This window comes from Telluria sp. ZT3P25, assembly GCF_059685895.1.
The window spans coordinates 3,821,947-3,845,127 of sequence record NZ_JCASIJ010000001.1 but is presented as its reverse complement, the minus strand read 5'-3'; the positions used below and the strand labels follow the sequence as shown (position 1 = coordinate 3,845,127).

The 23,181-nt window shown below is 65.6% G+C and carries 24 protein-coding genes; 16 read left to right on the top strand and 8 right to left on the bottom strand.

Translation table 11 applies throughout. The features are described 5' to 3' along the window. The 3 genes from AC56LY_RS17030 to yjgA are packed head-to-tail and all read right to left on the bottom strand — an operon-like array spanning position 1 to position 1,869. A complete protein-coding gene (locus AC56LY_RS17030; protein WP_499581421.1) occupies positions 1-669 on the bottom strand; it encodes an alpha/beta hydrolase in 669 nt (222 codons plus the stop codon). Next, on the bottom strand, positions 666-1,286 hold the full coding sequence (gene mog, locus AC56LY_RS17025) for a molybdopterin adenylyltransferase (protein ID WP_499581419.1): 621 nt from the start codon (positions 1,284-1,286) through the stop codon (positions 666-668). The genes AC56LY_RS17030 and mog overlap by 4 nt, the downstream gene beginning before the upstream one ends. Beyond that, complete coding sequence (gene yjgA, locus AC56LY_RS17020) at positions 1,264-1,869, bottom strand: ribosome biogenesis factor YjgA (protein ID WP_343026144.1); 606 nt, start codon at positions 1,867-1,869, stop codon at positions 1,264-1,266. The genes mog and yjgA overlap by 23 nt, the downstream gene beginning before the upstream one ends. 93 nt (positions 1,870-1,962) lie before the next feature. Between yjgA and pmbA the strand changes: the two genes are divergently transcribed. Beyond that, positions 1,963-3,315, top strand: a complete 1,353-nt coding sequence (gene pmbA / locus AC56LY_RS17015; RefSeq protein WP_499581417.1) for a metalloprotease PmbA — start codon at positions 1,963-1,965, stop codon at positions 3,313-3,315. A 9-nt stretch (positions 3,316-3,324) separates the two neighbouring features. Next, positions 3,325-3,564: a hypothetical protein gene (locus AC56LY_RS17010; RefSeq protein WP_499581415.1), complete on the top strand. Its 240-nt coding sequence runs from the start codon at positions 3,325-3,327 to the stop codon at positions 3,562-3,564. Positions 3,565-4,014: 450 nt separating this feature from the next. Here AC56LY_RS17010 and AC56LY_RS17005 read toward each other — a convergent pair whose 3' ends face one another. Beyond that, entirely contained in the window at positions 4,015-5,148 is a 1,134-nt protein-coding gene (locus AC56LY_RS17005) for a M14 family metallopeptidase (protein WP_482896284.1), read from the bottom strand. Between the two features lie 56 nt (positions 5,149-5,204). Next, on the bottom strand, positions 5,205-6,125 hold the full coding sequence (gene paaX / locus AC56LY_RS17000; protein WP_499582072.1) for a phenylacetic acid degradation operon negative regulatory protein PaaX: 921 nt from the start codon (positions 6,123-6,125) through the stop codon (positions 5,205-5,207). 100 nt (positions 6,126-6,225) lie between these two features. Here paaX and paaA point away from each other — a divergent pair, with 100 nt between their 5' ends. The 12 genes from paaA to paaZ all read left to right on the top strand — a co-directional run bounded on the left by paaA (position 6,226) and on the right by paaZ (position 17,955). After that, on the top strand, positions 6,226-7,215 hold the full coding sequence (paaA, locus tag AC56LY_RS16995) for a 1,2-phenylacetyl-CoA epoxidase subunit PaaA (RefSeq protein ID WP_499503807.1): 990 nt from the start codon (positions 6,226-6,228) through the stop codon (positions 7,213-7,215). 69 nt (positions 7,216-7,284) lie between these two features. Further along, positions 7,285-7,569: a 1,2-phenylacetyl-CoA epoxidase subunit PaaB gene (gene paaB / locus AC56LY_RS16990; protein WP_332532214.1), complete on the top strand. Its 285-nt coding sequence runs from the start codon at positions 7,285-7,287 to the stop codon at positions 7,567-7,569. A gap of 20 nt (positions 7,570-7,589) precedes the next feature. Beyond that, entirely contained in the window at positions 7,590-8,342 is a 753-nt protein-coding gene (paaC, locus tag AC56LY_RS16985) for a 1,2-phenylacetyl-CoA epoxidase subunit PaaC (protein ID WP_499581412.1), read from the top strand. Then, positions 8,342-8,854, top strand: coding sequence for a 1,2-phenylacetyl-CoA epoxidase subunit PaaD (paaD, locus tag AC56LY_RS16980; protein WP_499582070.1), 513 nt, complete (start codon positions 8,342-8,344; stop codon positions 8,852-8,854). The genes paaC and paaD overlap by 1 nt, the downstream gene beginning before the upstream one ends. Before the next feature lie 8 nt (positions 8,855-8,862). Further along, positions 8,863-9,939, top strand: coding sequence for a 1,2-phenylacetyl-CoA epoxidase subunit PaaE (gene paaE / locus AC56LY_RS16975; RefSeq protein WP_499581410.1), 1,077 nt, complete (start codon positions 8,863-8,865; stop codon positions 9,937-9,939). A 32-nt stretch (positions 9,940-9,971) separates the two neighbouring features. Then, on the top strand, positions 9,972-10,763 hold the full coding sequence (gene paaG / locus AC56LY_RS16970) for a 2-(1,2-epoxy-1,2-dihydrophenyl)acetyl-CoA isomerase PaaG (protein WP_499581408.1): 792 nt from the start codon (positions 9,972-9,974) through the stop codon (positions 10,761-10,763). A 2-nt stretch (positions 10,764-10,765) separates the two neighbouring features. Then, a complete protein-coding gene (gene paaH, locus AC56LY_RS16965; RefSeq protein WP_499581406.1) occupies positions 10,766-12,292 on the top strand; it encodes a 3-hydroxyacyl-CoA dehydrogenase PaaH in 1,527 nt (508 codons plus the stop codon). Beyond that, complete coding sequence (paaI, locus tag AC56LY_RS16960; RefSeq protein WP_499581404.1) at positions 12,285-12,734, top strand: hydroxyphenylacetyl-CoA thioesterase PaaI; 450 nt, start codon at positions 12,285-12,287, stop codon at positions 12,732-12,734. The genes paaH and paaI overlap by 8 nt, the downstream gene beginning before the upstream one ends. An 18-nt stretch (positions 12,735-12,752) precedes the next feature. Next, positions 12,753-14,066: a phenylacetate--CoA ligase PaaK gene (paaK, locus tag AC56LY_RS16955; RefSeq protein WP_499581402.1), complete on the top strand. Its 1,314-nt coding sequence runs from the start codon at positions 12,753-12,755 to the stop codon at positions 14,064-14,066. 14 nt (positions 14,067-14,080) lie between these two features. Continuing rightward, a complete protein-coding gene (pcaF, locus tag AC56LY_RS16950; protein ID WP_499581400.1) occupies positions 14,081-15,283 on the top strand; it encodes a 3-oxoadipyl-CoA thiolase in 1,203 nt (400 codons plus the stop codon). Between the two features lie 4 nt (positions 15,284-15,287). Then, positions 15,288-15,887, top strand: coding sequence for a phenylacetic acid degradation protein PaaY (locus AC56LY_RS16945; RefSeq protein WP_183556256.1), 600 nt, complete (start codon positions 15,288-15,290; stop codon positions 15,885-15,887). A gap of 16 nt (positions 15,888-15,903) precedes the next feature. Further along, on the top strand, positions 15,904-17,955 hold the full coding sequence (gene paaZ / locus AC56LY_RS16940; RefSeq protein WP_499581398.1) for a phenylacetic acid degradation bifunctional protein PaaZ: 2,052 nt from the start codon (positions 15,904-15,906) through the stop codon (positions 17,953-17,955). A gap of 7 nt (positions 17,956-17,962) precedes the next feature. Here the strand turns inward: paaZ and AC56LY_RS16935 are convergent, their stop codons facing one another. Together AC56LY_RS16935 and argH are read right to left on the bottom strand one after the other, a co-directional pair. Further along, the gene (locus tag AC56LY_RS16935; protein ID WP_499581396.1) at positions 17,963-18,628 is read right to left on the bottom strand and encodes an HAD-IA family hydrolase; all 666 of its coding nucleotides are present in this window, start codon (positions 18,626-18,628) and stop codon (positions 17,963-17,965) included. Positions 18,629-18,705: 77 nt separating this feature from the next. Next, positions 18,706-20,103: an argininosuccinate lyase gene (gene argH, locus AC56LY_RS16930; RefSeq protein WP_499581394.1), complete on the bottom strand. Its 1,398-nt coding sequence runs from the start codon at positions 20,101-20,103 to the stop codon at positions 18,706-18,708. Between the two features lie 199 nt (positions 20,104-20,302). On the opposite strand from argH, the gene AC56LY_RS16925 reads away from it, so the two are divergent. Next, positions 20,303-20,740 (top strand): GNAT family N-acetyltransferase, encoded by a 438-nt coding sequence (locus tag AC56LY_RS16925; RefSeq protein ID WP_343828794.1) that lies wholly within the window; start codon positions 20,303-20,305, stop codon positions 20,738-20,740. Positions 20,741-20,807: 67 nt separating this feature from the next. Beyond that, positions 20,808-22,052, top strand: a complete 1,245-nt coding sequence (locus AC56LY_RS16920; RefSeq protein ID WP_499581392.1) for a cyanophycinase — start codon at positions 20,808-20,810, stop codon at positions 22,050-22,052. A 4-nt stretch (positions 22,053-22,056) separates the two neighbouring features. On the opposite strand, the gene AC56LY_RS16915 is transcribed toward AC56LY_RS16920, so the two are convergent. Further along, entirely contained in the window at positions 22,057-23,088 is a 1,032-nt protein-coding gene (locus AC56LY_RS16915) for an alpha/beta fold hydrolase (protein ID WP_499581390.1), read from the bottom strand. Positions 23,089-23,181: the final 93 nt, after the last annotated feature.

Genomic DNA, 23,181 nt, shown 5'->3' with positions numbered 1-23,181 from the left:
TTACGCGACGACCTTGCGAATCCACTTTGAAATGTCCTGCACCTCTTCGAGGCACAGCGTGTGCTGCATCGGATACGCATGCCACTCGACCTGGTAGCCGAGCGCCTCGACAACCTTGCGCGATTCTTCGGCGCGGGCAAACGGCACCACCGGATCCTGCACGCCGTGCGCCATGAAGATCGGCGTGGCCAGGCTCGCTTCGCTGCGTTCGGTGCCGGCGACGCTGGACAGCGGCAGGTAACCGGACAGGCACAGCATGCCCGCCAGTTTCTCGGGATGGCGCAAACCCGTCTGCAGCGTCATCGCGCAACCCTGCGAGAAGCCGGCCAGGATGATGCGCGAGGCCGGAATGCCACGCGCCTTTTCGCGCGCGATCAGCGCCTCGACCTGCAACTGCGATGCGCGCAGGCCGCCTTCGTCTTCGCGCCGCGTCAGGTCGGTGGCGACGATGTCGTACCACGAGCGCATCACGTAGCCGCCGTTGATTGTCACCGGCATCGTGTTCGCATGCGGGAACACGAAACGGATGCCCGGAAGGCCGGTCAGGTCCAGTTCACGCACGAGCGGCACGAAGTCATTGCCATCGGCGCCCAGGCCGTGCAGCCAGACGACGGCGATGGTCGGATTCGGGGCGGTCTCGATTTCGATATTGTCCAGCAGCTGGGTCATGGTGTCTTTCGCAATGCCGATTTGGGGCGGAAGGTCTGGCTGACCGCCGGATTGGTTTCCATATACGGGCCGCCAATCAGGTCGACGCAGTAGGGAACAGCCGCAAAGATGCCGCCGACGAGCGTGGCGCCGGTGTCGTCCTTGAGGCCTTCGAGCGTTTCCTTGATCGACTTCGGCTGGCCCGGCAGGTTCATGATCAACGCCGCATGGTCTGCGGTTTCACGGATCACGGCCGTCTGGCGCGACAGGATCGCGGTCGGCACGAAGCGCAGGCTGATCTGGCGCATCTGCTCGCCGAAGCCCGGCATCTCTTTGGTCGCGACGGCCAGTGTGGCCTCGGGCGTGACGTCGCGCCGCGAGGGACCGGTGCCGCCGGTGGTGAGCACCAGATGACAGCGCGCCGTGTCGACCAGCTCGATCAGCGTGGCTTCGATGGCCGCGCGCTCGTCCGGGATCAGGCGCGTCTCGATCCGGTACGGGGTCGTGAGCGCGCTGGCCAGCCAGTCTGTCAGCGCCGGGATGCCCTTGTCTTCGTAGACCCCACCGCTGGCGCGGTCGGAAACAGAGACAAGGCCGATCACCAGCACATCGTTGTTACTCGTCGTCGGACTCGTCATCGTTCGCTTCTTCGTCGGCAGCGGCAGCGGCGTCGGCTTTCTTCTTCTTTTGCAGGTCCTTGAGGATCTGGAAGATTTCGCGGAAGGCTTTCGGCGGCTTGGACTCGGCCACTTCCTTGCGCGCGTTGCGAATCAGGGTACGCAGGTGCTGGACGTCGAGTTCGGGGTTTTCTTCGAGCAGCACGGTCAGCGCCGTGTCGTCCGACAGCAGCTTGTCGCGGCGGCGTTCGAGCGCGTGCAGCGATGCTGTCTCGGCCTTCGACGCGCCTTTCCAGCTGTCGATCGTGCGCTGGATGACGGCGACTTCTTCTTCGTTCAGCGTGCGCATTTTCTTGCCCACGAATTGCAGCGCGCGGCGCCGGCCTTCGTGGTTGGTGATGCTCTGGCACGTGAGGATGGCATCGCGCACGTCCTCCGGCATCTCGACGCGCTTGACGCGGTCGCGCGCCGCTTCGACGAGCTGCTCGCCGAGCTTTTGCAACTCGTTCGACTGGCGCTTGAGCTCCGACTTGGAGGGACGGTCGTACTCTGGTTCGAACTCGTTGGACTGGAAGCCCACCGAGCCGCGATTTGGATTAGGCATGATTTGAATGATTTGATTGGCACTGGGCCGATCAGTGAAAACAGTAAACGGCTGCTATGATAACTGTTTTAGGGCTGGCCACGAAAAACACCGATGAACGACACCCCTTTTACCCACACCCAGGATCAGCTGAAACAGCTGGCGCGCGACATGCTGGCCCTCGCGCGCGAGCAGGGCGCGTCTGACGCGGCTGTCGAAATCAGTGAAGGGAGCGGGCTGTCGGTTTCTGTGCGTAAAGGCAATATCGAGACGATCGAGCAAAACAAGGACAAGGGCCTGGGCATCACCGTGTATTTCGGCCAGCGCCGCGGCAACGCGAGCACGTCCGACTTTTCCGCCGCTTCGCTCAAGGCCACCGTCGAAGCCGCATCGAACATCGCGCGCTTCACGGCCGAAGACGACTGCGCCGGCCTGCCGGACGCCGACCTGATCGAAACCGCGCCGCGCGACCTGCGCCTGTTCTATCCGTGGCCGATCTCCACCGAACAAGCCGTCGAACTGGGCCAGCGCTGCGAAGCCGCCGCGTTCGCCGTCGACAAACGCATCACCAACAGCGAAGGCGCCAGCGTCTACGTGCAGCAGTCGCACTTCGTCGCTGCCAATTCGCGTGGTTTCCTTGGTGGCTACCCGTTCTCGCGTCACACGATCTCGGTCGCGCCCATTGCCGGCAAGGGCAACGCGATGCAGCGCGACGACTGGTACACGTCGTCGCGCGACCCCAAGCAACTGGCCGCACCTGAAAAAGTCGGCCGCTACGCCGCCGAGCGCGCGCTGGCACGCCTGAATGCGCGCAAGCTGACCACCCGCACCTGCCCGGTGCTGTTCGAAGCGCCACTGGCCGCGGGCCTCTTGGGCGCGTTCGTGCAAGCCGTCTCCGGTGGCGCGCTGTACCGCAAGTCCACGTTCCTGCTCGACATGCTGGGTAAACCGGTATTCCCATCGCATATCCAGGTGGTCGAAGACCCGCACCTGATCGGCGGCGTCGGCTCGGCCCCGTTCGATGACGAAGGCGTCAAGACTGTGCGCCGCAAGGTGATCAACGATGGCGTGCTGCAAGGCTATTTTTTGTCGTCGTACACGGCGCGCAAGATGGGCATGCCAACGACCGGCAACGCCGGCGGCGCGCACAACCTCGAGATCGTCTCGACAGCCACGCGCCGCACCGATGACTTCGAGGGCATGCTGCGCAAACTCGGCACGGGCCTGCTGGTTACTGAACTGATGGGGCAGGGCGTCAATTACGTCACCGGCGATTATTCGCGCGGTGCCTCCGGTTACTGGGTCGAGCAGGGCGTGATCCAGTACCCGGTCGAAGAAATCACGATCGCCGGCAATATGCGCGATATGTTCCAGCAGATCGTTGCCGTCGGCACCGACACGCTGGTTCGCGGCAACAAGACCACGGGCTCGATTCTGATCGAGAACATGGTCATTGCCGGCAACTAAGGAAAACGCATGACCCGTTTCGTTCGCATCGACAAGGAAAGCAGCCCGAAGACGGTGCTGCTCAACCTCGACCTGGTAGCCACCGTCGAGCTCGCTCCCCAATCTGATCTGCTCAGCTCGAGCGGGGACAGCCGCAAGGTGTATGCCACTTTCCTGGCGCCGGATAAAACCGCGATCGCCACACTGCATTTCGACAGCAGCAGCGACGCCAATGCCTGGGTAAAGACGCATCTGGGCGTCGATCTGTAAGCCGTCCAGTCGATGTTCTGCGTGCAGCGGACACAAAAAGCGCCGTCGATCCGACGGCGCTTTGCATTGCACGGCCTCGCTGTGCGCCGTCCCGAAAAAAAGCTGGGGTCAGGTCTGACATTCGGACACGATCTCGACAGTCGGACAGTCGAAAAGCTGGGGTCAGGTCTGACATTCGGACACGAGCTCGACAGTCGGGCAGTCAGAACTAGTTCGCACCGTGCCACGCTAATACTGGGCAAGATACCATTTGAGGTGATCAAGGCTGAGGTTGTGTCTGAATGTCAGACCTGACCCCAGCTGTGTGTCTGAAGTGGCTAAGGCTGAGGTCGTGTCTGAATGTCAGACCTGACCCCAGCTGTGGACCTTGCGTTGAGTCGATGTTATCCGTGCAGCGGACACAAAAAAGCGCCGTCGATCCGACGGCGCTTTGCGTTGCACGGCTGGGTGTTACTTGCGCGCGCGGATCGCGTTCAGCACCGGCTGCAGCACCGCTGCGCCCAGGCGTGCGCTGCGTGCGCCGTCCCAGCCGACCAGCGGATCCGGGTCGTTCGCATTGTCCTTGAACGGCAGTTCCAGCGTCAGAGACAGGGCGCCGAAGGTGTGCGTGATGTGCGGCGAGCCCATGGTCAGGGTCTGGTCGGTGTACGGCGTCTTGCCGTAGCCGTGCACGTCCTGGAAGTCCGGGCTGGCGACCTTGAAGTCGGCGATGAAGCTGGCCTGCGCCGCGCCTTGCTCGGCGGTGAAGTTTGGCAGCGACTCACTGCCGGCCACGAACACGTACGGCAAGCCTTCGTCGCCGTGCACGTCGAGGCATACGTCCACGCCCGTCTCGTGCATCTTCTGGCGCACCAGGAAGACTTCAGGGCTGCGCTCCATGCTCGGATTGAGCCACTCGCGGTTCAGGTTGGCGCCGGCGGCGTTGGTACGCAGGTTGCCGCGCACCGAGCCGTCCGGGTTCATGTTCGGCACCACGTAGAACACCGATTCTTTCAGCAGCTGACGGCCGAACGGGTGGGCCGGATCGAGCAGCGCGTCGAGCATGCCTTCGACGAACCATTCGGCCATCGTCTCGCCCGGATGCTGGCGCGCGATGACCCAGACCTTCTTCTTGCCTTCGGCCGGCTCGCCGATCACCAGCATGTTCAGGTCGCGGCCATCGACGGTCGAACCCAGATCGAGCATGCGCACGTTTTCGGCCATCTGGGCGCGGTCGAGCAGCTCGAGGTGGCGTTCGAACGAATACGGTTCGAAGTAGGCGTAATACACGCTGTCCATGCCGGGCGTGTGCTCGATGGCCAGCACGCTGCCGTCGAACGACGTCGGCACGCGGAACCAGTTCACGCGGTCGTAGCTCGCCATCGCCTGGTAGTTTTCCCAGCCGGCCGGATAGGCGGCCTTGCCGGCATTGAGCAGGCGGATGGTGCAGGCTTGCCCTTGCGCGCCCTGCAGGCGGAAGTAGAACCACTGGATAATGTCGGCGTGCGAATCCTTGCGGATGTTCAGGTCGATGGCGTTCGCGCTCGTGGCGTTCACGACCTCGATGGCGCCAGCGTCGAATTGGCTGCTGATCTTGATAGACATGGTGTTGTCCTGTGTTGGGAAGACGTCAAAGAAGAAATGATACCGCTTTCGCCGTGCTACCGTGGCGCCAGCCCGCCGAAGCGGCCGCGAAACGCCGCATCCGCCCCGGGCGTGGCCGCATCTTCGACGCGCAGCATGGCCAGCACGTGCTCCTCGGCGCGTTCGTGGCTCAGTTGATAAATGGTGCGCGCCAGCGCGTACGCGTCGGCGCCCGGCCACGGGTCGGGCAGCAGCGGCAGCGGCAGCATCGGGTCGTGCAGCTGCACGCGGCGGTAGGCGTGGATCAGCAAGGTGCGGATCGCGAATGCGTGCGCTGGACTGACGTCGCCGCGCGCCAGCACGGCCGGCAGCGGCGCAAACGTCTCGATGAAGCCGCGGTACCCAAGCACCACCGCATTCAGGTTCCAGCAGTCGCCGACCAGTTCGGGCAACGGGCGCGAACCGGCGTCCGGCACCTCATCGGCCTGGCACACGAACACGCGCCCCTCGGCCCCCGTGCGCGCGAGGATATCGCGCAGTGTGTCGCGATCCGGCGCCGGATGCGCCATCACACCACTGGCCACCATCGCAAAGCCTTCCCATTCGAGTTCCTTGCGCACCAGCGCGCGCAGGTCGCTGTCGATGCTGCCGTTGGTGGCCAGCACGAACGTCCAGCGGCCATCCCAATCCTGTCCGGGGGCGGCGTAGATGCGGCGGTTGGCGCGCTCGAAGCGCGGCAGCGCCGTCGGCGCCAGCGCATAGCGGCTGCGCCGGCCTTCGCGGCTGGCCGTCAGCCAGCCTTCCTGTACCAGCCGGAACACGCTGGTGCGCACCAGCCGGTCGTTCACGCCAAAGGGGGCAAGCAGTTCGATCATGCTGCCCAGCCAGAAGGCGCCGCCATGGGGCGCGATCGCGTCGCCGCAGATCGTCACCACCAGCGATTTGTGGCGCGGCGGATCAGTGGCCAGGCTGTGGGCGATCCACTGGGTGCTGGTCATGTCATTCACGGTCTGGCTCGATATGATTCAAAATTATTGTGTACTTCCGATTTTTTGTATCGTATTATGATTCGCACAGATTTTGCAACGGGAGAGATCCATGTACGCACAAATGGTGGAGACAGGCCTCAATAAAGTCCGCACAGAACAGGACATGAGCGCCGAAGAGGGGGCATTCCAGGCGCGCATCGACGCCGGGATCAAGATCGAACCGAAGGACTGGATGCCGGAAGCATACCGCAAGACGCTGATCCGGCAGATCTCCCAGCATGCCCATTCCGAGATCGTCGGCCAGCTCCCGGAAGGCAACTGGGTCACGCGCGCGCCGACCCTGCAGCGCAAGTCGGTCCTGCTGGCCAAGATCCAGGACGAGGCCGGCCACGGCCTGTACCTGTACAGCGCCGCCGAGACCCTGGGCGTGTCGCGCGACGAGCTGCTGGCGGCCCTGCATGCCGGCAAAGCCAAGTATTCGAGCATTTTTAACTATCCGACCCTGAGCTGGGCCGATATGGGCGCGATCGGCTGGCTGGTCGACGGCTCGGCGATCATCAACCAGATCCCGCTGTGCCGCTGCTCGTACGGGCCGTATGCGCGCGCCATGGTTCGCGTCTGCAAGGAAGAGTCGTTCCATGCGCGCCAGGGCTACGACATCATGATGGCGCTGGCCAGGGGCACGCCCGAGCAGAAGGCGATGGCGCAGGATGCGCTCAACCGCTGGTGGTGGCCGTCGCTGATGATGTTCGGGCCGTCCGATGCCGAGTCGGTCAACAGCGCGCAGTCGAGCGCCTGGCGCATCAAGCTGTTCTCCAACGACGAACTGCGCCAGCGCATGGTCGACCAGACCGTGCCGCAAGCCGAGTACCTGGGCCTGACGGTGCCCGATCCCGACCTCAAATGGAATGCCGAACGCGGCTCGTACGACTTCGGCGCGATCGACTGGAGCGAGTTCTATGACGTTTTGAAGGGCAATGGCCCGTGCAACCGCGAGCGCCTGCGCACGCGTGTCAAAGCCTGGGACGACGGCGAATGGTTCCGCGACGCGCTGGTGGCGCACGCCGACAAGCAGGCCGCAAAGAAAGTGGCAGCCTGAGTCCACCGCAGATTCGCACCTTCGCACATTCGCACACTCACACGATGCGATGGCAATACGGAGACAACAATGAGCAAAGAATGGCCCCTGTGGGAAGTCTTCATCCGCAGCCAGCACGGCCTCGCCCACAAGCACGTCGGCAGCCTGCACGCCCCTGACGCCGAAATGGCCGTCAACAACGCACGCGACGTCTACACACGCCGCAACGAAGGCGTCTCGATCTGGGTCGTGCGCGCCGCCGACATCGTCGCCAGCAGCCCGCACGACAAGGCCTCACTGTTCGAGCCGGCCAACAGCAAGGTATATCGCCACCCGACGTTCTTCCCGATGCCGGAAGAAGTCAAGAATCTGTGAGCGCGCCGGAGACCAATCCCATGGATGCAAAAATCGACTACCTGCTGCGCCAGGGCGACAACGCCCTGATCCTGTCGCAGCAACTGTGCCAGTTGTGCGGCAAGGGGCCGGCACTCGAAGAAGACATGGCGCTGTCGAACGTGGCCCTCGACCTGCTCGGCCAGACCCGCATGTGGCTCTCGTACGCCGCCGAACTCGAAGGCCAGGGCCGCGACGAGGACCGCCTGGCCTTCCTGCGCGACAGCGGCGAGTACCGCAACTGCATCCTGCTCGAGCAGCCCAATGGCAGTTATGCCGACGTCGTCATGCGCCAGTTCCTGTTCGACGCATGGCACTACTTCTTGATGGATGGCCTGACCCGCTCGAGCGACCCACGCATCGTCGAGATTGCGGCCAAGTCGCTCAAGGAAGTGACGTACCACCTGCGCCGCAGCGGCGACCTGGTAGTGCGCCTGGGTGACGGCACGGCCACCAGCCGCGCGATGATGCAGACTGCGCTGGACGACCTGTGGATGTACAGCGGCGAGATGTTCCTGTACGACGCGGTCGACGAGGCAATGGTGGCGCAGGGCGTGGCGCCGGCTGTCGGACCGCTGCGCGAAGCCTACCTGAACCACCTGGCCGAAATATTCACCGAAGCCACCTTGACTATGCCATCGCCCGATGCCTGGATGCAGCGCGGCGGCAAGCAGGGCCGGCACAGCGAGCGCCTCGGCTTCATCCTGGCCGAGATGCAGTTCCTGCAGCGCGCCTATCCGGGCGCGGCCTGGTGATGACTGCGCTGGCCGTTTCGGTCGAGCAGGTCTGGGCCTGGCTGGGCGAGGTCGCCGATCCGGAAATCCCCGTCATCTCGATCGTCGACCTGGGCATCGTGCGCGACGTGGTGCTGGACGACGACACGTGGGTGGTCACGATTACACCGACGTATTCGGGCTGTCCGGCCATGACCGTGATCGCCGCCAGCGTGGGCAACGCACTGCGCGCGCATGGCCTCGAGCGCGTGCGCATCGCAACGCGCCTGGCGCCCGCCTGGACTACCGACTGGATGAGCGCTGCCGGCAAGGCTGCGCTCACCGGCTACGGCATCGCGCCCCCCGTGCAGCAGGCGATCGACATCAGCGGCCTGCACGCCGGCATCCGCCGCCGCGCCGCGCCGGCCGTGAGCTGCCCGCACTGCGGTTCGGCGCACACCCAGCTGACCAGCGAATTCGGCTCGACGCCGTGCAAGGCGCTCTACAAGTGCCTCGACTGCCGCGAGCCGTTCGATTACTTCAAGTGTCATTAAAGCCCAGCATGAGCCAATTCCATCCACTCACCGTCAGCAAGGTGAAACACGAAACGCGCGATGCCGTGTGCGTGACGTTCGATGTGCCGCCGGCATTGAAAGAGACCTTCGCCTTCCGCCAGGGCCAGTACCTGACGCTGCGCACCACGATCGATGGCGAGGACGTGCGCCGCTCGTACTCGATCTGTTCGGCGGTACAGGACGACCAGCTGCGCGTGGCGATCAAGCGCACGCCCGGCGGCCAGTTCTCCAGCTGGGCCAACGACAGCCTGCAACCGGGCGCGCAGCTGGACGTCATGCCACCGAGCGGCAATTTCAATGTGCCGCTCGACGCCGCCAGCGCTCGCCACTACCTGGCGTTTGCCGCCGGCAGCGGGATCACGCCGATCCTGTCGATCGTCAAGACCACGCTGCTGGCCGAGCCAGCCAGCCGCTTCACGATCGTGTACGGCAACCGCGCCTCGTCGAGCGTGCTGTTTCGCGACGAACTCACCGATCTCAAGGACCAGTACATGGACCGCCTGCGTCTGGTGTACGTGATGAGCCGCGAGCAGCAGGACATTGAACTCTTCAACGGCCGCATCACCGAAGACAAGTGCACGCAGTTCCTGCGCCAGTGGATCGACATCAAGGCGATCGATGTCGCCTTCATCTGCGGCCCCGAAGACATGATGCATGGCGTCTCGCGCGCGCTGCAGGCGGCCGGGCTGGCCAAGGAGCAGATCCGCATCGAGCTGTTTGCCGCGAGCGCGCCGACCCGCGAGCGCACGCCGCGCGCGGTTGCTGCCAGCGCGCGCCAGCACACCGAAGTGACCGTGATCATGGACGGCAGCGCCGCCAGCTTCACGATGGACCGGGACACCGAATCGCTGCTGGACGCGGGCCTGCGCGCCGGCATCGACATGCGCTATTCGTGCAAGGGCGGCGTGTGTTCCACCTGCCGCTGCAAGGTACTTGATGGCGAAGTGGAGATGGACGTGAACTACGCGCTGGAAGACTATGAAGTCGCGCGCGGGTTCGTGCTCAGCTGCCAGAGTTTCCCGGTGACCGACAAGGTGGTGGTGGATTTCGATATCGCCGAATAACCGCGCGCCACCAGAACAAAACGGAGACCACGATGAACTACGACAGCATCCAGTTCAAGGCAGAAGGCGGCGTCGCCGTCCTGACCCTGAACCGCCCCGATCGCCTCAACAGCTTCACCCGCGCCATGCACCTCGAAGTGCGCGATGCGCTCGCGCGCGTGCAGGCCGACCAGTCCGTGCGCGTGCTGGTGCTGACCGGCGCCGGCCGTGGCTTTTGCGCCGGCCAGGATCTCGCCGACCGCGCGGTCGACCCGGGCGCCCCTGGTGTCGATCTGGGCGCGTCGGTCGAGGAGTTCTATGCGCCGCTCGTGCTGACGCTGAAGAACCTGCCGATGCCCGTCATCTGCGCCGTCAACGGCGTGGCCGCCGGCGCCGGGGCCAACCTGGCGCTGGCCTGCGACATCGTGCTGGCCGCCCAATCGGCCAGCTTCATCGAAGCGTTCAGCAAACTGGGCCTGATCCCGGACACCGGCGGCACCTGGCATTTGCCGCGCCTGATCGGTCCCGCGCGCGCGATGGGCCTGGCCATGCTCGGCGAAAAACTCAGTGCCGAAAAAGCCGAAGCCTGGGGCCTGATCTGGCGCTGCGTGCCGGACGACGTGCTGATGGACGAAGCGCTGGCCATGGCGAAACACTTCGCCGCCGCGCCGACCAAGGGCCTGGCATTCACCAAGCGCGCCTTCCAGGCCAGCTACGCCAACACCCTGGAGCAGCAATTGCAGCTCGAAGCCGACATGATGCGCGAACTCGGTAACAGCCACGACTACCGCGAAGGCGTCGCCGCATTCCTGGCCAAGCGCGCGCCGCAGTTCAAGGGGGAGTGAGGATGCAGTCACTGCCACCGCATTCGACGGTTGCCGTCATCGGCAGCGGCGCGATGGGCGCCGGCATCGCCCAGGTCGCGGCCACGGCCGGCCATCAGGTGCTGCTGTTCGATACCCGGACCGGCGCCGCCGATAAGGCGATCTCGGAGATCGGCGCCACCTATGCGCGCCTGGTTGCGAAGGGCCGCATGGGCGCCGTCGAATCCGATCTCGCGCGCGAGCGCCTGCGCCGCATCGATGCCTTGCACGAAGCGGCCGGTGCGGTGCTCGTCATCGAGGCCATCGTCGAAGACCTGCAGGTCAAGCGCGCGCTGTTTGCCGCGCTCGAAGCCGTCGTTGCCAGCGACTGCATCCTGGCGACCAACACGTCATCGATCTCGGTCACGGCCATTGGCGCGCAACTGGCGCATCCCGAACGCCTGGTCGGCATGCACTTCTTCAATCCGGCGCCGCTGATGGCGCTGGTGGAAGTGGTGAGCGGCCTGGCGACGGGGCGCGAGGTCGCGCAGGTCGTGTATGCCACCGCCGAAAAATGGGGCAAGAGCCCCGTGCATGCGAAATCGACGCCCGGTTTCATCGTCAACCGCGTGGCCCGCCCGTTCTATGGCGAAGCCCTGCGCCTGCTGCTCGAACAGGCGGCCGAAGTTGCCACGCTCGATGCCGTCATGCGCGAGTGCGGCGGTTTTCGCATGGGCCCCTTCGAACTAATGGACCTGATCGGGCATGACGTCAATTTCTCGGTCACGCAGTCCGTGTTTGCGGCGTACTTTGGCGACCCGCGTTTCACGCCATCGGTGCTGCAGCAGGAGATGGTCAACGCGGGTTATCTGGGCCGCAAGACGGGGCGTGGGTTCTATCGCTATGGCGACGAGGCGGAAACGCCGGTCGTGCAGTCCGAAGCTGCCTGCGACCGGCCGGTGGCGGTCAAGTACGCGGGCGCGCCCGGCAGCGTCGATGCGCTTGTCGCGCGGCTGCAGGCCTCCGGCATCGAGCTGACCGAGATCGAAGCGGCGCCGGGCCTGTACTGCGGCGGCGCGGCGATCCATCTTACTGACGGGCGCAGTGCCACCGAGCGCGCGCAGGCGGATAACCAGCGTGACACGATCGTGTTCGACCTGCTGTTGGACGCTGCCACGGCGCCCCGCATCGCGCTTGCGCGCGCCGACGGGTGCAGTGATGACGCATGGCGCGCGGCAGTCGGCCTGTTCCAGGCTGCCGGCTTCGTCGTCACGCGCCTGGACGACGTCCCGGGCCTGGCCGTGATGCGCACGGTGGCGATGCTGGCCAACGAAGCGGCCGATGCCGTCCACCAGGGCGTGTGCAGCGCGCGCGCCGTGGACATCGCAATGCAGAAGGGCGTGAATTATCCGCGCGGGCCGCTGGCCTGGCTGGACGCGATCGGCATGGGGCAGGTCGTGACCGTGCTGTCGAACCTGGCCGCAACGTATGGCGAAGACCGCTACCGCGTCTCGCCGCTGCTGCGCCGCAAGCTGGCCGCCAATCCGCAGGGGGCGCGCTTTCATGCATGATGGTCAAAATCAGAACGCACAGGCGCTGGCCGAGCTGGCCGGGCGCACGATGTTCGAACGCGACCCGGCCAGCCAGGCGCTGGGCATGGTGCTGGATGAAATCCGCCCCGGTTATGCGCGCATGACGATGACCGTGCGCACCGACATGCTCAACGGGCACGCGACCTGCCACGGCGGCTACATCTTCATGCTGGCCGACAGCGCCTTTGCGTTCGCCTGCAACTCGCACAACCTCAGCACCGTGGGCGCCGGCTGCACGATCGATTATCTCGCCCCTAGCCGCGCGGGCGACGTGCTGGTGGCCGAGGCCACCGAGCAGGCGCTGCAGGGCAAAACCGGCGTCTACGACGTCACGGTCAAGACCGCGGACGGGCGCACCATCGCGCTGTTTCGCGGCAAATCGCATCGCATCAGCGGCACCGTGGCGCCCGTGGACGCCTGAACCACAAGGAGTCGACAGATGGTCCAACACCTTCCCGCACCGGGCGACCTGGAACCGATCGAGCGCGCCAGCCGCGACGAACTGCAGGCGCTGCAGCTGCAACGGCTGCAATGGACGCTGCAGCACGCGTATGACAACGTGCCGCACTACCGCGCTGCGTTCGACGCAGCAGGCGTGCACCCGGCCGATCTCAAGTCCCTGGCCGACCTGGCGAAATTTCCGTTCACCGAAAAGAAGGCCCTGCGCGAGAACTACCCGTTCGGGATGTTCGCCGTGCCGCGCGAGCAGGTGGTGCGCGTGCACGCATCGTCCGGCACCACCGGCAAGCCCACCGTCGTCGGCTACACGCAGAACGATATCGATACCTGGGCGAACATCGTCGCGCGCTCGATCCGCGCCGCCGGTGGCCGCCGGGGCGACCTGGTACACATCGCCTACGGCTACGGCCTGTTCACCGGGGGCCTGGGTGCGCACTACGGCGCCGAACGCCTCGGTTGCACAGTCGTGCCGATGTCGGGCGGGCAGACCGAAAAACAGGTGCAGCTGATCTGCGACTTCAAGCCGTCGATCATCATGGTCACGCCGTCGTACATGCTCAACATCGTCGAGGAATTCACGCGCCAGGGGCTCGACCCGGCAGCATCGTCGCTGCAGGTCGGCATCTTCGGCGCCGAGCCGTGGACCGATGCAATGCGGCGCGAGATCGAAACGCGCGCCGGCATCGATGCGGTCGACATCTACGGCCTGTCCGAAGTCATGGGCCCCGGCGTGGCCAGCGAATGCATCGAGAGCAAGGATGGCCCGGTGATCTGGGAAGACCATTTCTACCCCGAGATCATCGACCCCGACACGGGTGAGGTGCTGCCCGATGGCGAGGAGGGCGAGCTGGTATTCACGTCGCTGACCAAGGAAGCGCTGCCGATCATCCGCTACCGCACGCGTGACCTGACACGCCTGCTGCCCCCGACCTCGCGGGCGATGCGCCGCATGGGCCGCATCACGGGGCGCTCGGACGACATGCTGATCATCCGCGGCGTGAACGTGTTCCCCAGCCAGATCGAGGAACTGGTGCTGCGCATGCCGGCACTGGCGCCGCACTACCAGCTGGTCGTGGCGCGCGACGGCCATCTCGACACGCTCGAGGTGCTGTGCGAGCTGCGCGATACGCTGCTCGCGCCGGACTTTGTAGAAGCGCTGGCGCGCGAACTGCAGCACTGCATCAAGACCTATGTCGGCGTGACCACGCGCGTGCGCCTGTTGTCGCCGCAAGGCATCGAGCGCACGCTGACCGGCAAGGCCCGGCGCGTGGTCGACGGCCGTCCCAAACAATGAACAAGGAAACCAGCATGCTTGACGCTTTCATCTGTGACGCCATCCGCACGCCCTTCGGCCGCTACGGCGGGCTGCTCTCGACCGTGCGCGCCGACGACCTGGCCGCGCTGCCCATCGCCGCGCTGATGGCCCGCAATCCCGGCGTGGACTGGGCCCAGGTCGACGACCTGTTCTACGGCTGCGCCAACCAGGCGGGCGAAGACAACCGCAACGTCGGGCGCATGGCCGCGCTGCTGGCCGGGCTGCCGCAGGACGTGCCGGCCAACACGATCAACCGCCTGTGCGGCTCGGGCATGGATGCCATCGGCACCGCGGCGCGCGCGATCAAGGCCGGCGAAGCACACCTGGTGATCGCGGGCGGCGTCGAGAGCATGACGCGCGCGCCATTCGTCATGGGCAAGGCCGACAGCGCGTTTTCGCGCACCGCGAAAATCGAGGACACGACGCTCGGCTGGCGCTTCGTCAATCCGCGCATGAAGGCGCAGTACGGGATCGACTCGATGCCCGAAACGGCCGAAAACGTCGCGCGCGAATTCAATGTCAGCCGCGCCGACCAGGATGCGTTCGCGCTGCGCAGCCAGCAGCGCTGGGCGCAGGCGCATGCCGCTGGCGTCTTCAAGGACGAGATCGTGCCGGTCACGCTCCAGGGCAAGAAAGAAACGCGCATCGTCGACACCGACGAACAGCCGCGCGCCGATTCCAGCATCGAGGCGCTGGCGAAGTTGAAGGGCGTCGTGAGCCCGGACGGCTCGGTCACTGCCGGCAATGCATCGAGCCTGAACGACGGCGCCTGCGCGCTGCTGCTGGCCTCTGGCGAGGCCGCCGCGCGCCACGGCTTGACCCCGCGCGCCCGCGTGATCGGCATGGCGACAAGCGGCCTGGCGCCGCGCATCATGGGCTTCGGCCCGGCGCCCGCTGTCAGGAAGCTGCTGGCGCAGACGGGCTTGAGGCTGGACCAGATGGACGTGATCGAATTGAACGAGGCCTTTGCCGCGCAGGGCCTGGCCGTGCTGCGCGACCTGGGCGTGCCGGACGATGCGGCGCACGTGAACCCGAACGGCGGCGCGATCGCGCTGGGCCACCCGCTGGGCGCCTCCGGTGCACGCCTCGTCATGACCGCCGTGAACCAGCTGCACCGCACGGGCGGGCGCTACGCGCTGTGCACGATGTGCATCGGCGTCGGCCAGGGCATCGCCCTGATCGTCGAGCGGGTCTAGCAGCATGGTCAAAGTCTATGAAATCGACGGTGTGCGGCCCGTCGTGCATCCGAGCGCCTACGTGCATCCTTCCGCCGTGCTGATCGGCGACGTGATCGTCGGCCCGCGCTGCTATATCGGCCCGTGCGCCAGCCTGCGCGGCGACTTCGGGCGCCTGATCCTTGAAGAAGGCGCCAATTTGCAGGATTCGTGCGTGATGCACGGTTTTCCGCTCGAAGACACCGTGGTCGAAGTCGATGGCCACATTGGCCACGGGGCCGTGCTGCATGGCTGCCGCGTGGGGCGCAATGCGATGGTCGGCATGAACGCGGTGGTGATGGACAAGGCGGTCGTCGGCGCGGAATCGATCGTCGCCGCGATGAGTTTCGTGAAAGCCGGGATGGTCATTCCGCCGCGCTCGATGGTCATGGGCACGCCGGCCAAGGTGGTGCGCGCCTTGAGCGACGACGACGTCGCTTGGAAAAGCTTCGGCACGCGCCAGTACCACGAGCTGGCCGTGCGCTCGCTGCAGACGATGCGCGAAGTCGATGCCGACACCGCCGTGGCGCCGGACCGGGGCCGCATTGCTTTCGACACGAGCGCGCTGCACACGCCGAAGTCCTGAACCAACTGGAGATTACATGGGCCACATCCCGACACTGCAAAGCCTGATCGCTGGCCGCTGGCACGGCGCCGCATCGCACACGCCGCTGCACAGCGCGCTCGACAGCACCCTGATCTATCACACGCACGCCGAAAAGATCGACTTCGACGAAGCGCTGACCTTCGCGCGCAAGACGGGCGTCAAGGCGCTGATGCGCCAGACGTTCCAGGAACGCGCGGCGGCGCTGAAGGCGCTCGCGCTGTACCTGATGGAGCGCAAGGAAGAACTGTATGCGATCTCGCACCTGACCGGCGCGACGCGCCAGGACAGCTGGGTCGATGTCGAAGGCGGCATCGGCACGCTGTTTGCGTACGCCAGCATGGGCTCGCGCGAACTGCCGTCGTCGAATGTGCTGCACGAAGGCCCGGCCATCGCGCTGGGCAAGCGCGGCGGCTTTGCCGGCACCCACATCCTGGTGCCGCGGGGCGGCGTAGCGGTGCACATCAATGCCTTCAATTTCCCGATCTGGGGCTTGCTCGAGAAATTCGCGCCGAGTTTTCTGGCCGCGATGCCATGCATCGCCAAGCCGGCCACCGCCACCAGCTACCTGACCCACGCGGTGGTCAAGATGATGGTGGACTCGAACCTGCTGCCCGATGGCGCGCTGCAGCTCGTGATCGGCAGCACGGGCGACCTGCTCGATCGCCTCGGCGGCTTCGACGCGGTCACGTTCACCGGCTCGGCCGACACGGCCGCCATGCTGCGCGCAAACGGGAACCTGATCCGCGCATCGGTGCCGTTCACCGCCGAAGCCGACTCGCTCAATTGCGCGGTGCTGGCGCCCGACGTGCTGCCTTCCGATCCCGAGTTCGACCTGTTCATCAAGGAAGTCGCGCGCGAGATGACCGGCAAGGCGGGCCAGAAGTGCACGGCGATCCGGCGCGTGATCGTGCCGGAAGGGCTGGTCGACGCGGTCGGCGAACGGCTGCGCGAGCGCCTGGCAAAGATCACGGTGGGGGATCCGAACGTGGAGGGCGTGCGCATGGGCGCACTGGCGTCGATGGACCAGCACCGCGACGTGAGTGCGCGGGTCGAACTGCTCGCACGCGGCAACGAGGTGCTGTTCGGTGCACGCGACGGGTTCAAGCCGGTGGGCGAGAACGTCGCCAGCGGCGCCTTCTTCTCGCCCACGCTGCTGTTATGCCGCAATGCGATGGTCAATGACGCCGTGCACGACGTGGAGGCCTTCGGCCCGGTCAGCACGCTGATGACCTATACGGACATCGACGAAGCGCTCGAACTGGCTGCGCGCGGCAAGGGCAGCCTGGTGACCACGTTCGCCACCAAGGATCCGGCGCTGGCTGCGTACGCGGTGCCGATCGTGGCCGCGTCACATGGCCGCGTGCTGATCCTCGACCGCGAAGCGGCGGTGGACAGCACAGGCCATGGCTCACCGCTGCCACAACTCAAGCACGGCGGCCCGGGGCGCGCCGGCGGCGGCGAGGAACTGGGCGGCATCCGGGCCGTGAAGCATTTCCTGCAGCGAGCCGCGGTGCAGGGCTCGCCCACGATGCTCGGCGCCGTCACGGGCGAATACGTGCGCGGCGGCGCGGTCACGGAGAGCGACCTGCATCCGTTCCGCCGGCATTTCGAGGATCTGGAAGTCGGGCACTCGCTGCTGACGCACCGGCGCACGGTCAGCGAAGCGGACATCGTCAACTTCGGCGGTGTTTCGGGCGACTACTTCTACATGCACTTCGACGCCATCGCGGCCAAGGACACGCAGTTCGGGCAGCGCATCGCGCACGGTTACTTCGTGCTGTCGGCGGCTGCGGGCCTGTTTGTCTCGCCGGCGCCGGGGCCGGTGCTGGCCAACTATGGCCTGGACAACCTGCGCTTCGTGGCGCCGGTGGCGATCGGTGACACGATCCGCGCGCGCCTGACCTGCAAGCGCAAGGTCGATCGCAACCGGACGGACGAACAGGGACGGGGGCAGGGCGTGGTGGCGTGGGATGTGCAGGTGACCAACCAGCGCGATGAGCTGGTGGCCAGTTATGACATTCTGACGCTGGTGCAGAAGCGCACGTGATGGCGTTTTACGAGCGCGTACGCTGCAGGCGCAGCAAGCCTTCACCCGTGCGGATCGCCCGCAAATCATCGTAATCGGGCACGCCCGTAACGTCGGTCTCGACCGGATGCTTGTGCGTGGCGGTGACCATCACGCTGTCCATGCCGGCGGCGGCGGCCGATTGCAGGCCGGCCAGCGTGTCTTCGAACACGAGGCATTCTTCCGGGCGCATGCCCAGCTTCTCTGCGCCGAGCAGGAACGGGTCCGGCGCAGGCTTGCCGTGCTTGACGTCTTCGGCTGCGACCAGCACCGGCGGCAGCGGCAGACCGGCTGCGGCGATGCGCGCCTGGGCCAGCGCGCGTGGCGCCGACGTCACGATCGCCCAGCGCTCCGCTGGCAGCGTGGCCAGGAAAGCAGCCACACCGGCAATCGCTTCGATGCCGTCGACGTCCTCGATCTCGGCCAGCGTGATGCGGTGCGCTTCTGCTTCCGCGTCGATGTCCGGCAGGCCCAGGCCGCGTACGGTGTCAACGCTGCGTTTGCCGTGGATCGTCGGCAGGAACACGTCGACGTCCAGTCCGTGGCTACGGGCCCAGTCGGCCCAGACCCGCTCGGCGGCGATGATGGATGTCAGGATGGTGCCGTCCATGTCGAACAGGAAGGCGGCGTAGTCGCGTGCGGGCAATGCGGTCATGGCGTCATCAATCTAAAAAGGGCATGGAAAAGCGGGCCGGCGCTGCATCAGCGCCGGCCCGCTCCAGGGATGTGAAATTACTCGGCCAGCTGCTTGCGCACGCGCTCGATGGCGATGCGGACCTGGTTCGGCGCGGTGCCGCCCACGTGGTCGCGCGCGGCCACCGAACCTTCGAGCGTCAGCACTGCGAACACGTCCTCTTCGATCAGCGGCGAGAACGTCTGCAGCGTCTCGAGCGACATCTCGGACAGGTCGCAACCGGCCACGTCGCAGGCGCGCACGGCATGCGCCACCGCTTCGTGGGCATCGCGGAATGGCAGGCCGCGCTTGACCAGGTAGTCGGCCAGGTCGGTAGCCGTGGCATAGCCCTGCAGCGCTGCCGAGCGCATGTTGTCGGCCTTGACCGTGATGCCCGAGGCCATGTCGGTGAAGATGCGCAGCGTGTCCATCACGGTATCGATCGTGTCGAACAGCGGTTCCTTGTCTTCCTGGTTGTCCTTGTTGTAGGCCAGCGGCTGGCCTTTCATCAGGGTCAGGAGGCCAATCAGGTGGCCATACACGCGGCCGGTCTTGCCACGGGCGAGTTCCGGCACGTCCGGATTCTTCTTTTGCGGCATGATCGACGAGCCGGTGCAGAAGCGGTCGGCGATGTCGATGAAACCGATGCGCGGGCTGATCCACATGACCAGTTCTTCGGACATGCGCGAGATGTGCATCATCAAGATCGATGCAGCGGCCGTGAACTCGATGGCAAAGTCGCGGTCTGACACTGCATCGAGGGAGTTGTGGCACACGTCGTCAAAGCCAAGCGTTTTGGCCACGCGCAGGCGGTCGATCGGGAAAGTGGTGCCGGCCAGTGCGGCGGCGCCCAGCGGCAGGCGGTTCACGCGGCGGCGCGCATCGAGCATGCGCTCGGCGTCGCGGCCGAACATTTCGACGTAGGCCAGCATGTGGTGGCCAAAGGTGATCGGTTGGGCCACTTGCAGGTGCGTGAAGCCCGGCATGATCGTGTCGGCGTGGCGTTCGGCCAGGTCGGTCAGAGCACCGCGCAGGCTGGCGAGCAGCGTGACGATGTCGTCGATCGCGGCGCGCACGTACAGGCGAATGTCGGTTGCGACCTGGTCGTTGCGCGAGCGGCCCGTGTGCAGGCGCTTGCCGGCGTCGCCCACCAGTTCGGTCAGGCGTTTTTCGATGTTCAGGTGCACGTCCTCGAGGTCGAGCAGCCACTCGAAGCTGCCGGCGTCGATCTCGGCCCGGATCTGGGTCATGCCGCGTTCGATTTCAGCGCGGTCGTGCTCGCTGATGATGCCTTGCGCGGCCAGCATCTCGGCGTGCGCGAGCGAGCCCTCGATGTCGTGCGGGGCCAGGCGTTTGTCGAAGAAGACCGATGCGGTGTAGCGCTTGACGAGATCCGATACAGGTTCGGAGAAGCGGGCAGACCAGGCTTCGGCTTTTTTGGAGAATTGTTCGGTCATGGTGGGATTCCGGTTGGGGATCCCTTGATTATAAACTGCGCTGCCTGTGCGCCATGCGGCATGGCTGCCCGGGCTCGCAGGCAGCCTCGGGGACAGGCTTCCATGCGGGGTCTGGCGAAATCCGGTGCGGCATGCCACATCGCCGCTTGCGTTGGTACCAATCGGCGCTAGAATGACTTTTTGTCACCTTGTCCAGGCCATGATGACGAACGATTCCAGCTTCGAGGTCAGCACCGACCAGACCCGTCTCGACATTCCCATGATCTACCGCTTTCTCAGCGAGCAGTCCACCTGGGCTGTGGGGATTTCTCGGCCCGTGGTCGAGCGCGCCATTGAAAACTCGCTGTGCTTTGGCGGCTATCTCGATGGGCGCCAGATCGCCTTTGCGCGCGTGATCACCGATTTTTCCACCTTCGCCAACCTGGTGGATGTGTTCGTCGTGCCGGAATCCCGTGGCTGTGGTTATGGCAAGCAGTTGATCGGTGTGGTGATGCGACATCCCAGCCTGCAGCAATTGCGCCGCTTCACGCTGGCCACGTCGGATTGCCACGGCCTGTACGAACGCTTCGGGTTCACGCCGCCGTTGCGTCCAGAGACATTGATGGAGCGTTACTTTCCCAACATCTACTTATCCTGAGCGCACTCAACATGGCGACGTGAAACTGGAATCAGGCTTACGCTGATGACTTATCGGGGGAAGTCGCATGTTCCAATCTGTCGTCCGTGTTGTTGTTCATGCCACGCTCGCGCTGGCTGTCGCCGCCAGCGTCAATAGCCATGCGGCCGAGTCGCCGTCCATGCCATCATCACCGCAGCCCAAGGGCTCGCTCGTCATCATCGGCGGCGCGCTGCGCGATGACAACGACGCCGTCTGGACGCGCATCGTGCAGCTTGCTGGCGGCAAGAACGCCCGCATCGCGGTGTTCGCCTCGGCCTCGGCCAGCCCCGAACGCGCTGGCAACTATCTGATCGAACGCCTGGACCAGCACGGCGCCAAAGCCTTCTTTGTTCCCGTCGCCGAACGTCTCGACGGTTCTGACGTGCGCGCCGCCGCTGAAGATCCGGCGCTGGTCGAGGCGGTGCGTTCGGCCGGCGGCGCCTACTTCTCGGGCGGCGACCAGGCGCGCATCACGAACGCGCTGCGCCGGCCCGATGGCAGCAACACGCAACTGCTCGATGCGCTGTGGGACATGTACCGGCGCGGCGGCGTCATCGCCGGTTCGAGCGCCGGCGCCGCCATCATGAGCGCCACGATGTTCGGCCATCCGCGTTCGGTGCTGGGCACGCTGCAGCATGGCGTGGCCGATGGCCGCCAGATCACGCGCGGCCTGGGCTTCATCGGCGACGACGTCTTCATCGACCAGCACCTCCTGGTGCGCGGGCGCTTTGCGCGCATGCTGCCGGCGATGCTGGCCAAGGGCTACAACATCGGCCTGGGCATCGACGAGAACACGGCGATGGTCGTGGGCCCGAAGCGCGACGTCGAAGTGCTCGGCTATCGGGGCGCGCTGCTGGTTGACCTGAGCAACGCCGCCACGCGCGACGGCACCTTCAACCTCAGTAACGGCCGCCTGAGCTATCTCGATAACGGCGACCGCTTCAACCTGGACAGCAAGGTGTTCACACCGGCGCCCGAGAAAGTGCGCGGCAAGCTCGATGCGAACAAGCCGTACTGGCGCGGGCCGCTGTTCTCGGCCGATATCCTTGGCAACGGCACGGTGGTCGACCTGATGTCCAAGCTGGTCGACAGCGACCAGCCTGATGCCATCGGCCTGTCGCTCGACAGCCCGAATGCCGACCGGCCCGACCTCGGCTTCGAGTTCAAGCTCGGTCGCGTGAACGAGACGGTCGGCTACCAGTCGGCGTACAGCGAAGCCTATTCGGTCTACAACGTGCGGCTCGATATCCGGCCGATCGTGGTGCAGCGGCCGCTGTATCAGTACCGGTGATCGCTCAGTCGCAGCGCCAGTGCAGGCGTTCGGCCAGCACCTGGCGCTGTGCGTCGATCAGCGGGCCGTTCGGATCGTGGCCGGCGCGCGGTACCTCGACCATTGCCTTGTCGGGTGCCGTGATGGCCTCGAAGAAGCGGCGCGTGACCTTCGGCTCGGTCAGCAGGTCTTCCTTGCCCTGCACCAGATAGACCGGCAGCTCGTAGCGCGTGCCCAGGCGGTACAGGTCCATCGTGGACGCCATGCCGTCGCCTTTCCAGCCGACGAACTTCAGGAACGAATAATCCTCGCCCTCGGTGTAGTCGGCCTTTGCCTGCGGCGAGGCATATAAAGGCAGCACCTCGAACCAGGATGGCAGCGTCGGGTCGATGTTGGGCGCCTCGTACTTGCGCACGGCGCGCCGCACGATGCCAAAGTTGCGCGGATTGGTCCAGGGCGGCGGCCCGAGCGCCTCCAGTTGCGTGACGGTGGCAGTGTCGTTCGCTGCTCTAGCGCGGGCAATGACCGTGCTCCATGACGTGGCATTGTCCCGGTAACCCACCAGCTGGGCCACGCCGACATAGGCGCAGAACAGTCCCGGCTTTTCTCTGGCCATGTGGGCGCCGATCATCGAGCCCCACGAGCTGCCCAGCAGGATCACCTTGTCCCTGCCGAAACGCTGCGTCAGATAGCGCGCCACGTCGAGGCCATCGTCGCGCAGCTGTTCGATGCGCAAGGGGATGTCCTCGCCGGGGCGGTGACGGCCCCAGGTCATGCCGCTGCCGCGCTGATCCCACTGCGCCAGCGTGATGTGCTTGCGCCACGACGCATACGGGCCGGCGCCAAACACCGAAGTCGGATTGCCAGGGCCGCCATGCACGTACAGCAGCACCGGATTGGCGCAATCGTCGCCGCTGACAGTGACCCACTGCGCGATGCCGCCGATCTCCACGAAGCCGCTTTCGTCGACCGGCTGGCCGGGCTTGCAGATTGGAGCAGCATGGGCCAGGCAGGCACTGAGCAGCGGAACAGCAAGGCAGGCGCGCAGGCAAAACATCGGGACTCCGGATCGACAAGGGTGACCACGCTGATTCTGGCGTGGTTGCCAGGCCGGGTCAATCGCCCTGGCCTGGCACATCTGACAGGTAGC

Bases quoted from the DNA above. Each gene is read 5' to 3' on its own strand.
- mog (WP_499581419.1), bottom strand. From the start codon at position 1,286: ATGACGAGTCCGACGACGAGTAACAACGATGTGCTGGTGATCGGCCTT.
- pcaF (WP_499581400.1), top strand. From the start codon at position 14,081: ATGCTTGACGCTTTCATCTGTGACGCCATCCGCACGCCCTTCGGCCGC.
- paaC (WP_499581412.1), top strand. From the start codon at position 7,590: ATGGATGCAAAAATCGACTACCTGCTGCGCCAGGGCGACAACGCCCTG.
- paaB (WP_332532214.1), top strand. From the start codon at position 7,285: ATGAGCAAAGAATGGCCCCTGTGGGAAGTCTTCATCCGCAGCCAGCAC.
- pmbA (WP_499581417.1), top strand. From the start codon at position 1,963: ATGAACGACACCCCTTTTACCCACACCCAGGATCAGCTGAAACAGCTG.
- paaK (WP_499581402.1), top strand. From the start codon at position 12,753: ATGGTCCAACACCTTCCCGCACCGGGCGACCTGGAACCGATCGAGCGC.
- paaX (WP_499582072.1), bottom strand. From the start codon at position 6,125: ATGACCAGCACCCAGTGGATCGCCCACAGCCTGGCCACTGATCCGCCG.
- AC56LY_RS16920 (WP_499581392.1), top strand. From the start codon at position 20,808: ATGTTCCAATCTGTCGTCCGTGTTGTTGTTCATGCCACGCTCGCGCTG.
- AC56LY_RS17030 (WP_499581421.1), bottom strand. From the start codon at position 669: ATGACCCAGCTGCTGGACAATATCGAAATCGAGACCGCCCCGAATCCG.
- AC56LY_RS17005 (WP_482896284.1), bottom strand. From the start codon at position 5,148: ATGTCTATCAAGATCAGCAGCCAATTCGACGCTGGCGCCATCGAGGTC.
- paaI (WP_499581404.1), top strand. From the start codon at position 12,285: ATGCATGATGGTCAAAATCAGAACGCACAGGCGCTGGCCGAGCTGGCC.
- paaA (WP_499503807.1), top strand. From the start codon at position 6,226: ATGTACGCACAAATGGTGGAGACAGGCCTCAATAAAGTCCGCACAGAA.
- AC56LY_RS17010 (WP_499581415.1), top strand. From the start codon at position 3,325: ATGACCCGTTTCGTTCGCATCGACAAGGAAAGCAGCCCGAAGACGGTG.
- AC56LY_RS16915 (WP_499581390.1), bottom strand. From the start codon at position 23,088: ATGTTTTGCCTGCGCGCCTGCCTTGCTGTTCCGCTGCTCAGTGCCTGC.
- paaH (WP_499581406.1), top strand. From the start codon at position 10,766: ATGCAGTCACTGCCACCGCATTCGACGGTTGCCGTCATCGGCAGCGGC.
- yjgA (WP_343026144.1), bottom strand. From the start codon at position 1,869: ATGCCTAATCCAAATCGCGGCTCGGTGGGCTTCCAGTCCAACGAGTTC.
- paaZ (WP_499581398.1), top strand. From the start codon at position 15,904: ATGGGCCACATCCCGACACTGCAAAGCCTGATCGCTGGCCGCTGGCAC.
- paaD (WP_499582070.1), top strand. From the start codon at position 8,342: ATGACTGCGCTGGCCGTTTCGGTCGAGCAGGTCTGGGCCTGGCTGGGC.
- paaE (WP_499581410.1), top strand. From the start codon at position 8,863: ATGAGCCAATTCCATCCACTCACCGTCAGCAAGGTGAAACACGAAACG.
- AC56LY_RS16935 (WP_499581396.1), bottom strand. From the start codon at position 18,628: ATGACCGCATTGCCCGCACGCGACTACGCCGCCTTCCTGTTCGACATG.
- AC56LY_RS16945 (WP_183556256.1), top strand. From the start codon at position 15,288: ATGGTCAAAGTCTATGAAATCGACGGTGTGCGGCCCGTCGTGCATCCG.
- AC56LY_RS16925 (WP_343828794.1), top strand. From the start codon at position 20,303: ATGATGACGAACGATTCCAGCTTCGAGGTCAGCACCGACCAGACCCGT.
- paaG (WP_499581408.1), top strand. From the start codon at position 9,972: ATGAACTACGACAGCATCCAGTTCAAGGCAGAAGGCGGCGTCGCCGTC.
- argH (WP_499581394.1), bottom strand. From the start codon at position 20,103: ATGACCGAACAATTCTCCAAAAAAGCCGAAGCCTGGTCTGCCCGCTTC.